The following is a 12,000-nucleotide window of genomic DNA, read 5'->3' as shown; positions in this document are numbered from 1 at the left end:
ACATGCTCGAACTGCGAGGCGCGCCCGCCCTTTCCGCTTTCCGTCATGCCAAGCTGCTGACTGCCCTGCGTGCGCATGTGCCCGAGGTCGAAACACTGCATGCCGACTACGTTCATTTCGTCGATCACGATGGCGAGTTGTCCGGTGACGAGCATGACGTCCTGACCCAACTGCTCGATTACGGCACCGCGGCGGACGCAGCCGATCAGGACGCGCCCGTGGGACGTGAAGGGCACCTGTTCCTGGTGGTGCCGCGGCTGGGCACACAGTCGCCCTGGTCCTCCAAGGCCACCGACATCGCTCGTAATTGCGGTCTTCAGCGGGTGCGCCGTATCGAGCGTGGCATTGCCTACCGGGTCAAACTGTCCGGCGCGCTGTCCGAGGACGCCTTCGAGGCCATCGTTGCGACATTGCACGATCGGATGACCGAATCGGTACTCGCCAACGCGTCGGATGCCGCGAAGCTGTTTTCCCGTCATGACCCGGCGCCGCTGGGACAGGTGGATATTCTCGAAGGCGGGCGCCTTGCCCTCGAACGGGCCAATACCGAACTCGGCCTGGCACTGGCCGAGGACGAGATCGACTACCTGGTCGATGCCTTCCAGGGCCTGTCGCGCAATCCCAGTGACGTCGAGCTGATGATGTTCGCCCAGGCCAATTCGGAGCATTGTCGCCACAAGATCTTCAACGCCGTTTGGATCATCGACGGCGAGGCCCAGCCGCACTCCCTGTTCGGCATGATCAAGAATACCTACCAGGCGTCTCCCGAGGGCATCCTCTCGGCTTACAGCGACAATGCGGCGGTGATCGAAGGCAGCCGTGCAGGACGTTTCTTTCCTGCGCCGCTGACCGGCAAGGCGGGCGAAAAGGCGACGTACGCCACCCAGGATGAGCCGATCCACATCCTGATGAAGGTAGAGACCCACAACCACCCCACGGCGATCGCCCCGCATCCCGGGGCCGGCACCGGCGCCGGCGGAGAAATTCGCGACGAGGGTGCGACCGGCATCGGTGGCAAGCCCAAGGCCGGGCTGACCGGCTTCAATGTCTCCAACCTGCGTATCCCCGAGTTCGTCCAGCCGTGGGAAGCCTTCGATTATGGCAAGCCCGAACGCATCGTCAGTGCGCTGGAGATCATGCTCGAAGGGCCGATCGGCGGGGCCAGCTTCAATAACGAATTCGGCCGGCCCAATCTCACCGGCTACTTCCGTACCTTCGAGCAGGATGCGGTGAGTGCCGATGGCATCGAGCGCCGCGGTTACCACAAGCCGATCATGATCGCCGGCGGCTATGGCAATATCCGCGACGGCCATGTGGCCAAGGGCGAGATCCCCGTCGGTGGCAAGCTGATCGTGATGGGTGGCCCGGCCATGTTGATCGGCCTGGGCGGCGGTGCGGCGTCGTCGATGGCCTCGGGCAGTTCCAGCGAGGATCTGGACTTTGCCTCGGTGCAGCGCGAGAACCCCGAAATGGAGCGCCGAGCCCAGGAAGTCATCGACCGCTGCTGGGCGTTGGGCGAGGCCAACCCCATACGCTTCATTCATGACGTGGGCGCCGGCGGGCTCTCCAATGCCTTGCCCGAGCTGGTCAAGGACGGCAAGCGCGGCGGTGTCTTCGAGTTGCGCAACGTGCCCAATGCCGAACCGGGCATGAGTCCGCTGGAAATCTGGTGCAACGAAGCCCAGGAGCGGTACGTGCTGGCCGTGGCGGCGGAGGACCTCGACACCTTCGAGGCCCTATGCGCCCGTGAGCGCTGTCCGTTTGCCGTGGTGGGCGAAGCCACCGAGGCGCATCACCTCGAGGTCCGCGACGGGCATTTCGATACCCAGCCCGTCGACCTGCCGATGAGCGTCCTGTTCGGCAAGCCGCCCAAGATGCAGCGCGAGTTCGAGCGTCATCAACTCGACCTGCCGGGGGTAGGGTTGGACAATCTCGATCTGCGCGAAGCGCTGGATCGCGTGTTGCGCCTGCCCGCGGTGGCCTCGAAGAGCTTCCTGATCACCATCGGTGACCGCTCGATCACCGGCCAGGTCGCGCGCGACCAGATGGTCGGTCCCTGGCAGGTCCCGGTGGCCGACGTGGCGGTGACTACCGCCAGTTACGACACTCATGCCGGCGAAGCCATGGCCATGGGCGAGAGGCCCCCGGTGGCGTTGATCGATCCCGCCGCCAGCGCACGGCTGGCCGTCGCCGAGGCCATCACCAACCTGGCGGCCGCGCCGGTCGCCAAGCTCTCGGACATCAAGCTCTCGGCCAACTGGATGAGTGCCGCCGACCATGTCGGCGAGAACCAGGCGCTGTTCGATGCCGTGGAAGCCGTGGGCATGGAGCTGTGTCCGGCGTTGGGGATCGCCATCCCGGTCGGCAAGGACTCGATGTCGATGCGCACCGTCTGGCAGGACGGCGACGAGCAAAAAAGCGTCACCGCGCCGCTGACCCTGGCCATCACTGGCTTTGCGCCGGTGACCGATGCGCTGCGTACCCTGACCCCACAGATCAACCTCGAGCAGGATGAGAGCGACTTGATCCTGATCGATCTGGGCGGCGGCAAGAATCGCCTGGGCGGTTCGGCACTCGCTCAGGTCTATGGCCAGGTTGGCAGCGAGTGTCCCGATCTCGACGATGCCGAGGACCTCAAGGCGTTCTTCAGCGTGATCCAGGGGCTCAACGCCGATGGCAAGCTGCTGGCCTACCATGACCGCAGCGACGGCGGTTTGCTGGTCACGCTGCTGGAGATGGCCTTTGCCGCTCATGCCGGGCTCGAGATCAAGCTAGACTGGCTGATCGACGAGGTTCACGAGGCGGTCGATGCGCTCTTTGCCGAGGAATTGGGTGCGGTGATTCAGGTCAATCGTGCCGATACCGAGTTCGTGCTGGCGCAGTTCGCCGCCGCGGGCATCGACACCTGCGGCGTCATCGCCCGCCCGCGCTATGACGATCAGGTCCGCGTCACGCTATTCGAGGAACCGCTGCTCGAGACCACGCGCATGCTGACCCAGCGCACCTGGTCCGAGACCAGCTATCGCCTGCAGGCGCTGCGCGACAATCCCGAGTCTGCCAAGAGCGAGTTCGATGGGTTGCTTGACGATCGAGATCCGGGCCTTTCGGCACATGCTACCTTCGATGTCGATGAGGATATCGCTGCGCCGTTCGTCAACCTGGCGCGGCCTGCCGTGGCCATCCTGCGCGAGCAGGGCGTCAATGGCCAGATGGAAATGGCGTGGGCGTTCGATCGTGCCGGTTTCGAAAGCGTCGACGTGCACATGAGCGACATTCTCGAAGGACGCGTGTCGCTCGATGAATTCAAGGGCATGGTGGCCTGTGGCGGTTTCTCCTACGGTGACGTGCTCGGCGCCGGCGGTGGCTGGGCCAAGTCGGTGCTGTTCAATCCGCGTGCCCGCGAGCAGTTCGCCACCTTCTTCGCGCGTGACGACAGCTTCGCCCTGGGGGTATGCAACGGTTGCCAGATGTTCTCGCAGCTCAAGGAAATGATCCCCGGTGCCGAGAACTGGCCGCGCTTTGTGCGCAACGAATCCGAGCAGTTCGAGGCGCGGGTGGCGATGGTTCAGGTCGAGCAGAGCCCGTCGATCCTGCTGCAGGACATGCAGGGGTCGCGCCTGCCGATCGCCGTCGCCCATGGCGAGGGGCGTGCCGAGTTCCGCGATGCCGGACATCTACGCACCATGCAGGGCAGTTCACAGATTGCGCTGCGCTATATCGACAACTATGGCCTCGTCACCAGCCGTTACCCGGCCAACCCCAACGGTTCGCCGTCGGGGATTACCGGCCTGACCACCCCGGACGGGCGTGTCACGGTGATGATGCCGCATCCGGAGCGGGTAACGCGTGCGGTGACCAACTCCTGGCGCCCCACTCAGTGGACCCAGGACGGGGCCTGGCTGCGCATCTTCCGCAATGCGCGCAAGTGGGTGGGTTGATGCCCCAGCGGTCAGAGGCAGCAACGAAGGCGACCCTCGGGTCGCCTTCGTCGTCTCCAGACGGGGCTGAGCGCCCATCGGCGCCCTCGCTGCGCCCCTACCAGCAGCAGGCCGTGGCCCGGGTGGTCGAGCATTTCCGGGCCAGTGACGAGGCGGCCGTGGTGGTGCTGCCCACCGGCAGCGGCAAGTCGCTGGTAATCGCCGAGCTGGCGCGGCTGGCCCGGGGGCGGGTGCTGGTGCTGGCCCATGTGCGCGAGCTGGTGGAACAGAACCATGGCAAGTACCAGGCCTACGGGCTCGAGGCGGATATCTTCAGTGCCGGCCTGGGGCGCAAGGAGAGCGGCCGGCAGGTGGTGTTCGGTTCGGTGCAGTCGGTGGTCCGTAATCTCGAGGCTTTCACCGCCGAGGAAGCGCAGCGGGGCGCCTTCACGCTGCTGGTCATCGACGAGTGCCACCGGGTCTCGCTGGAGCAGGATTCGAGCTATCGCCAGGTGATCGAGCATTTGCGTCAGCAGAACCCCCGGCTCAAGGTGCTGGGGTTGACCGCCACCCCGTATCGCCTGGGGCAGGGCTTCATTTACCACCGCCATCACCGCGGCATGGTACGCGGCGAGGCCGATAGCGTATTTGCCGACTGCGTGTTCGAGCAACCGCTGCGCCTGATGGTCAAGCAGGGCTATCTTGCCGAACCCCGGCGCATCGATGTGGCGGTGGAACGCTACGACTTCTCGACGCTGGTGCCCTCGACCCGTGGCCTGTTCAGCGAGGCCGAGCTCAACCGTGCGGCCAGCGGCCAGCGTGTCACGCCGGGCATCGTTGCGGAAATCGTCGAACGGGCGCGTGAGCGTCGCGGGGTGATGATATTCGCCGCTACCGTGCTGCATGCCGAGGAGATCGTGGGGTACCTGCCTGCGGCGGAGACGGCGCTGATCACTGGCGAGACCCCGTCGCGGGAGCGCCAGCGGATCATCGCCGACTTCAAGGCCGAGCGGCTCAAGTACCTGGTCAACGTGGCGGTCCTGACCACCGGTTTCGATGCCCCGCATGTCGATCTGATTGCGATCCTGCGGCCCACCGAGTCGGTGAGCCTGTATCAACAGATCGTCGGGCGGGGCCTGCGTCTCGCGCCGGGCAAGCGCGATTGCCTGGTCCTCGATTATGCGGGGAATCCCTGGGATCTCTACGCCCCCGAAGTGGGTAGCCCACGGCCTGACTCCGACTCAGAGCCGGTCCAGGTCGAATGCCCGGCCTGTGGCCATGCCAACCTGTTCTGGGGCAAGCGTGATGGTGACGTGGTCATCGAGCATTTTGGGCGTCGCTGTCATGGGCTCGTAGAAGATACCCCGCAAGGCGCGGCGTCGGGGGCGCGTAACCTCAAACAATGCGATTTTCGTTTTCGCTTCAAGACCTGCGAGCAGTGCGGGGCCGAGAACGATATCGCCGCCCGCCAATGCCACGGCTGCCAGGCGCGGCTGGTGGATGCCGACGACAAGCTGCGCGATGCCCTGCGCTTGAAGGATGCCCGGGTTTTGCGGGTCAGCGGCATGCAGCTGGAGGCGACCCATAACGGCCGTGGCCTCGAACGACTCAAGGCCACCTACCATGACGAGGACGGTGCCACACTGGTCGAATGGTTTGCGCTGGAGACCCCGCCCCAGCGTGCCGCCTTCGCTGCCGTGTTCCTGCGCGATCACCTGCGTGCCCCGGGCATCCCCTGGCGGCCGGACTCGCCCAAGGCGGTGATCGACCAGCAGGCTCGCCTGCGCGCGCCGGATTTCGTCATCGGGCGCAAGGTGGGCCGACACTGGCAAATACGCGAGAAGCTATTCGACTACACCGGACGCTACCGCACCGCAGCTCAGGCCGGCGATCAGCCGTGATCGGTACGTGTGAGAAGCGGCTGACTGTCAGGGCCGAGTCTTGCTAGACTGCGCGATCGATTTGATATTCTCAGCAGGAGGCTAGGCCACGCGTGAGCGAGCTGTCGACGACCGTCGTTGCCGATGCCCCTGCGTCCCAGCAGGCGGCGGCCTTGGCGCGTCTGTTCGACGAGCCGATCACCCAGTTGCCCGAGGATCTATATATCCCCCCCGAGGCGCTGCGGGTCTTTCTCGAGGCGTTCGAGGGGCCGCTGGATCTGTTGCTGTATCTGATTCGGCGTCAGAATCTGGATATCCTGGCCATCGACGTGGCAGCCATTACCCATCAGTACATCGAGTACGTCGAACTGATGAAGGCCATGGAGATCGAGCTCGCCGGCGAGTACTTGCTGATGGCGGCGATGCTGGCCGAGATCAAGTCGCGTACCCTGCTGCCGCGTCCTCCCAAGGGTGACGCCGAGGATGAGGAGAACGATCCCCGGGCCGAGCTGATTCGCCGGCTGCAGGAATATGAGCAGCTCAAGCTGGCGGCCGAGTCGCTGGGTGAGTTGCCGCGCATGGGCCGTGATTGGTTTTCCGCACAGGCCGCACTCCCCGATCTCGAGACCCGGGTCGTGCATCCCGACGTGGAGCTCGACGAACTGCTGCGGGCGCTGTCGGGTATCCTGCGTCGTGCCGAACTGACCCAGTCGCATCAGATCAGTCGTGAGGTGCTCTCCACCCGGGAGCGCATGCTGGCCATCATGTCGCGGCTGACGCATGAGCACTACACGCCGTTCGAAGCGCTGTTTACCCTCGAGGAGGGGAAGGCCGGCGTGGTGGTGACCTTCATGGCGATTCTCGAACTGGCCAAGGAGGCCATGATCGAGATCGTTCAGAATGCCCCGCTCTCGCCGATACATGTGCGAGCCCGGCTTGGCGGCGAGACGTCGGCCTACGCCGAGGACGAAGATGACCACAGCGAGGCTTGGGGGGAGAGCGCCTTCGATGATGGGCCTGAAGCGGTGACGGAGGCTGACCCCGGTGGCGAAGACGTCTGAGTTCCTGAACGAACCGGCCAATCAGCTGGACGAGATACTCGAAGCGGCCCTGCTGGCGGCGGGCGAACCTCTGTCGCAGGATCGCCTTGAGGCCTTGTTCGACGATCACGAGCGTCCCGCGCGCCGCGATTTTCGCGAGGCGCTGGAGCGATTGGGCCAACGCATGGAACACGGCGCCCTGGAACTGGTCGAAACCGCCTCTGGTTATCAGTTGCGCATTCGTCAGCGGCTCTCGCCCTGGGTCTCGCGCTTGTGGGACGAGCGTCCCCAGCGTTATTCGCGGGCACTGCTCGAGACGCTGGCGCTGATTGCCTACCGTCAGCCCGTCACACGGGGCGATATCGAGGAAGTGCGCGGTGTGGCGGTGAGTAGCTCGATCATGCGCACCCTGGCCGAGCGTGGCTGGATTCGTGTGGTAGGCCAGCGCGACGTGCCGGGGCGGCCGTCGGTCTATGCCACCACGCGCCAATTCCTCGACGATTTCGGTCTCAAGACGCTCGATGCCTTGCCACCGATGCATGAATTGAAGAACTTCGACGACTGGCCAGCGGTGTTCCAGGACGACGTCTCGCCCCCAGGACACGATCCCGAAGCGGGCGAGACGGCCGCAGCCAGCAATGAACCGGTGGAATCGCACGATCCGCCAACCGAACGACAGGCGGCGGTACAACCGGCCGCTGACGAACACCACGCCGAGAAGGCGTCCGACCGGCCCGGGCTGAGCTTTGCCGATTTGGAAGCGCGCCTGGCCGAACGTGCCCGCGGGAGCGTCGAGAACGACGGACCCGCGGACGCGGACACACCCCACGATGAGATGTCTGACGACTCATGAGTACTACCAGCGAAAAACTGCAGAAGGTCCTGGCACGCGCCGGGTTGGGCTCGCGCCGCGAGATGGAAACCGCCATCACTGCCGGGCGCGTCAAGGTCAATGGCCAAGTCGCCACCCTGGGCGACCGGATCGAGATGCATGACAAGGTAACCTTCGACGAGCGCCCGGTGACCCTGCGGGCGGCCGAGGAGGCGTCACGCCGCGTGATCATGTACAACAAGCCGGAAGGCGAATTGTGCACGCGCAAGGATCCCGAAGGGCGGCGCACCGTATTCGAGCGTCTTCCCAGGCTCAAGGGCGAGCGCTGGATAGCCATCGGGCGCCTGGACATCAATACCAGCGGCCTGTTGCTGTTCACCACCGACGGTGAGCTGGCCAACCGCCTGATGCACCCCTCGACGCAGGTCGAGCGCGAATACGCCGTGCGGGTGATGGGCGAGGTCCGCAAGGAGCACATCGTGGCCATGGTCGAAGGCGTCATGCTCGATGATGGCCCGGCGCGGTTCACCGACGTGCAGGAGTTCGGCGGTGAAGGTATCAATACCTGGTTCCACGTGGTCATTCTGGAAGGACGCAACCGCGAGGTGCGTCGCCTGTGGGAATCCCAGGGACTCACCGTCAGTCGCCTCAAGCGCGTGCGCTACGGCAACATCTTCCTCGACAAGCGGGCCAAGGCCGGGGAGTGGACCGAACTGACCCAGGACGAGATCGACGACCTGTCGGGGCTGGCCGGGCTGGAAAAGCGCAAGGTGCCCGAGCTGACGCCTGACGAGAAGAATCGCTGGAGCCGCGACAAGAACAAGCGGCGGCCTGTGCAGACCATGCGTAAGCCCAAAACGCCGCGCAAGCCCTGATCAATGGCTGCGCAGCTCAATCACTGTGTTGCGCGATGCTCGGAATCCTCACGTATACCTCATACGCTCCGGTTCCTGCGCTTCGTGCGCCTTGTGCTTGATACTGCTCGCCTATTTCTCAGTACCTATCGCCGCATCGGTTTAAAAAGGGCTTGCCAGGCATAAGCGTTCTAAGTACTATGTGCGCCCTGTCGGGAGGGGAAATTGAAGTGCCTTTCTCGACAGGCAAGGCGGCGGGTCGTTAGCTCAGTTGGTAGAGCAGTTGGCTTTTAACCAATTGGTCGTAGGTTCGAATCCTACACGACCCACCAATCTCGCCGCCGATGCTGGAGCGTAACCAGCGCCCTGGGTCGTTAGCTCAGTTGGTAGAGCAGTTGGCTTTTAACCAATTGGTCGTAGGTTCGAATCCTACACGACCCACCAGTATTCAGAAGCGCCCCATCTCCTCGGAGATGGGGCGTTTTCGTTGGCATCAAGTCCGCTTGGGGAGCCATCGGGGACGATTGTGGTCTAGAATGGGGCGGTCGTTGCCCGGGAGCCGAGCAGCGACGACAGTCGCGTCGCCGTGGGCAGAGAGCCCATACGCCGGCGCATCTGGAAACTGCAGGGGGAGCCCCTGCCGTCACAGTGGTAGACACGATGACCGTCATGACCTCCCGAGCCGAGGTGCGCGAGCACCTGGCCCGTGCGTACTGCCCGACGCGGATTCCCGTCGAGGACGAGGCGCGCGTCGATGAAATAAAGCAGTTGTTGAAAGCCCACAATGCCGTCCTTGTCGCGCATTACTATACCGACGATGCCATCCAGCAACTGGCGGAGGAGACGGGGGGCTGCGTGGCCGACTCCTTGGAAATGGCTCGCTTCGGCGCCCGACACGAGGCCTCGACCCTGGTGGTGGCCGGTGTCAGGTTCATGGGCGAGACCGCCAAGATCCTGTCCCCCGAGAAGCGCGTACTGATGCCGACACTGGAGGCGACCTGCTCACTCGATGTGGGATGTCCTGCCGACGAATTCAGCGCCTTCTGCGACCAACATCCCGACCGGACCGTCGTCGTCTATGCCAATACCTCGGCAGCGGTCAAGGCACGTGCCGACTGGGTCGTGACTTCGTCGATCGCCGTCGATGTCATCGAGCATCTGCAGGCGCGGGGCGAAAAGATCCTGTGGGCGCCGGACAAGCACCTGGGTGGCTACATCCAGAAGAAGACAGGGGCGGACATGCTGCTGTGGGACGGTGCTTGCATCGTTCACGAGGAGTTCAAGGCCAAGGGCATCGCTGACCTCAAGGCGCTGCATCCGGACGCTGCGGTATTGGTTCATCCCGAATCGCCGGCTGCGGTGGTCGACATGGCCGACGTGGCCGGCTCCACCTCGCAGTTGATCAAGGCGGCCCGGGAGTTGCCCCATGCGCGACTGATCGTGGCCACCGACCGGGGCATCTTCTTCAAGATGCAGCAGGCCGTGCCGGAGAAGCAATTGTTCGAGGCGCCCACTGCCGGTAACGGGGCGACATGTCGAAGCTGTGCACACTGCCCGTGGATGGCCATGAATGCATTGGATAATCTGGCGGGTGCGCTGCGTGAGGGCGTAGGGGAGGTCGTGGTCGATAGCGAGCTGCGCCAACGAGCACTGAAGCCACTGGAGCGCATGCTCAATTTCCAGGCCTGACGGGCCAGGCATTTCCGACATTACATGCGTCTCAACGAAACGGCGCCTCCCGAGGTTATCGGGAGGCGCCGATGTCGCGCCTGGATATTGGGGTGTCTGATTACAATACGCCGAGGAAGGCCAGAATGGCGAGTACCACGACGATCAAGCCAATCAGGTAAATGATCCGATTCATGAGAAACTCCTTTTCTCTAAACGTGGCGGATGCAGTACGTATCTCTCACCCGGCAATGTAGTGGTAAGTGCCGGGGCTCGCCAGTATCCAGCCCGTTATTGCTGATCAATCAGCGAAATTTCTCCATCGTCTCTCGATAGCCCAGAAAGGCCTCGCGGCGCTGCTCGATGCGTGCCAGAGCGGTGCTGTCGCTACTGTTCTGCGCCACCTGCTTGGCCACTTCCAATTGGCGTATCGCGCTATCGATGCGCCCGGTTAGCTGCATGTGCTCGGCCCGGGCCAGGTGCCCCCACGCTTCCTGGCCGCTACGTCCGGCCGCTTCAGCCAACAGGGCAAACAGGGTGGGATCCTCGGGGCGCCGGTCGGTCAATTCGCGAAGGGCCTGATAGGCCTGGGCGGGGTCATGATGCAGCAGGGCTTCTGCTCGTAGCCGACGGGCCGGCAGATAATCGGGGAACAGGCGCAGCAGGCGCTGGGTGCGCTCCAGGGTGGCCGCATGATCGCCGGCATCGAAGGCGACCTCCGCGGCAGAGGTCGCGATCATCGGCAAGTCGGGCAGCGTATCGGCCAATGCGTCGAGGTGCGCCAGGGCAGCCTCGGTCTGGCCGCGTTCGGCGGCGATCAGTGCCTTCAAATAACGCTCGGCCACGTCGGCCGGGTCACCCTCGGTCAGGCGAGCCAGGGCCCGTTCGGGATTGCTGCGATTCAAGTCGAGCAAGGCGCGGGCACGAATCAAATCGTACTGTGGCTCCTCCGGGCGGGGCCGGCTGACGCTTATCTGGCTGGCGCGGGCGTCGGCATCGGTGACGCGCGACTCGGTGACCGGGTGGGTGAGCAGGAACTCGGGGGGGTTGCCGCCTTGCAGGGCTGCCATGCGCTGCATGGCGCGAAACATATCGACCATGGCGTCGGGGTCGTAGCCAGCCTGGGCCAGGGTCTGCAGGCCGATACGATCGGCTTCCTGCTCGAAACGCCTTGAATAGGCCAACTGATCCTGGAGGAAGGCGGCCTGGGAGCCCATCGCCACACCAATACCCGCTTCGCCACCGCCACCGGCGGCGATCAGCATTCCAGCCAGCATCGCAGCCATGGCGGGAATCTGGGTCTCCTCGGCACGCGCCATGCGGCGTGCATAGTGGTTTTGCGACAGGTGGCCGAGTTCGTGGGCGAGCACCGAAGCCAGCGAGGCTTCGTCGGAAGCGAAGGCGAACAGGCCCGAATTGACGCCCATGACCCCGCCGGGTACGGCGAAGGCGTTGAGCATGCGGCTATCGACCAGGGTGACGATGGGACGCGTATCGCCAAGGCCGCTATGTGGCAGTAACCGCCCGACCAGCGATTCCACGTAATCCTGGGCGATGGGATCCTGCCAGGCTGGCGCGCGAGCGCGAAACTGGCGTAGCCAGGCACGCCCGAGGCGAAGTTCTTCATTGCCGGAGACGCTGTTGCCCGCGCCCAGACGCGGCAGGTCGAAATCCTCGACGGCGAGAGTGGGCGTCGCCACGGGGAGCGTGAATGCCAGAATGGCGGCCATCAGCCAGGTTCTCAGGGGATGTCGCATGTGCTGCCTCGTTGGGGCCGGACCCATCTCTGACATTGATTCAGGGGTCAAA

The 12,000-nt window shown here is 64.3% G+C and carries 7 protein-coding genes and 2 tRNA genes; 8 read left to right on the top strand and 1 reads right to left on the bottom strand.

Going from position 1 to position 12,000, the window contains the following annotated elements; all coding sequences use genetic code 11:
- Positions 1 to 2: 2 nt before the first annotated feature.
- From purL to nadA, 8 genes are all read left to right on the top strand, one after another.
- Positions 3 to 3,938, top strand: coding sequence for a phosphoribosylformylglycinamidine synthase (purL, locus tag JH15_RS06595; protein WP_043528160.1), 3,936 nt, complete (start codon positions 3 to 5; stop codon positions 3,936 to 3,938).
- The gene (gene radD, locus JH15_RS06590; protein ID WP_081948920.1) at positions 3,938 to 5,818 is read left to right on the top strand and encodes a DNA repair helicase RadD; all 1,881 of its coding nucleotides are present in this window, start codon (positions 3,938 to 3,940) and stop codon (positions 5,816 to 5,818) included. Before purL ends, radD begins: the two co-directional genes overlap by 1 nt.
- Positions 5,819 to 5,910: 92 nt before the next feature.
- Positions 5,911 to 6,858, top strand: a complete 948-nt coding sequence (locus JH15_RS06585; protein WP_052383924.1) for a segregation and condensation protein A — start codon at positions 5,911 to 5,913, stop codon at positions 6,856 to 6,858.
- Positions 6,842 to 7,690, top strand: coding sequence for an SMC-Scp complex subunit ScpB (gene scpB / locus JH15_RS06580; protein ID WP_231566376.1), 849 nt, complete (start codon positions 6,842 to 6,844; stop codon positions 7,688 to 7,690). The genes JH15_RS06585 and scpB overlap by 17 nt, the downstream gene beginning before the upstream one ends.
- On the top strand, positions 7,687 to 8,544 hold the full coding sequence (rluB, locus tag JH15_RS06575) for a 23S rRNA pseudouridine(2605) synthase RluB (protein ID WP_043528158.1): 858 nt from the start codon (positions 7,687 to 7,689) through the stop codon (positions 8,542 to 8,544). The genes scpB and rluB overlap by 4 nt, the downstream gene beginning before the upstream one ends.
- A 235-nt stretch (positions 8,545 to 8,779) precedes the next feature.
- Positions 8,780 to 8,855: transfer RNA gene (locus JH15_RS06570), tRNA-Lys, on the top strand.
- Positions 8,856 to 8,891: 36 nt separating this feature from the next.
- Positions 8,892 to 8,967, top strand: a tRNA-Lys gene (locus JH15_RS06565).
- Between the two features lie 216 nt (positions 8,968 to 9,183).
- The gene (nadA, locus tag JH15_RS06560; RefSeq protein ID WP_043528156.1) at positions 9,184 to 10,212 is read left to right on the top strand and encodes a quinolinate synthase NadA; all 1,029 of its coding nucleotides are present in this window, start codon (positions 9,184 to 9,186) and stop codon (positions 10,210 to 10,212) included.
- Positions 10,213 to 10,496: 284 nt separating this feature from the next.
- Here the strand turns inward: nadA and JH15_RS06555 are convergent, their stop codons facing one another.
- Positions 10,497 to 11,948 (bottom strand): M48 family metalloprotease, encoded by a 1,452-nt coding sequence (locus JH15_RS06555; protein WP_043528153.1) that lies wholly within the window; start codon positions 11,946 to 11,948, stop codon positions 10,497 to 10,499.
- Between the last annotated feature and the right edge of the window lie 52 nt (positions 11,949 to 12,000).

The organism is Litchfieldella xinjiangensis (assembly GCF_000759345.1).
Lineage (GTDB): Bacteria > Pseudomonadota > Gammaproteobacteria > Pseudomonadales > Halomonadaceae > Litchfieldella_A > Litchfieldella_A xinjiangensis.
This window is presented reverse-complemented; position numbering and strand designations above follow the sequence as displayed.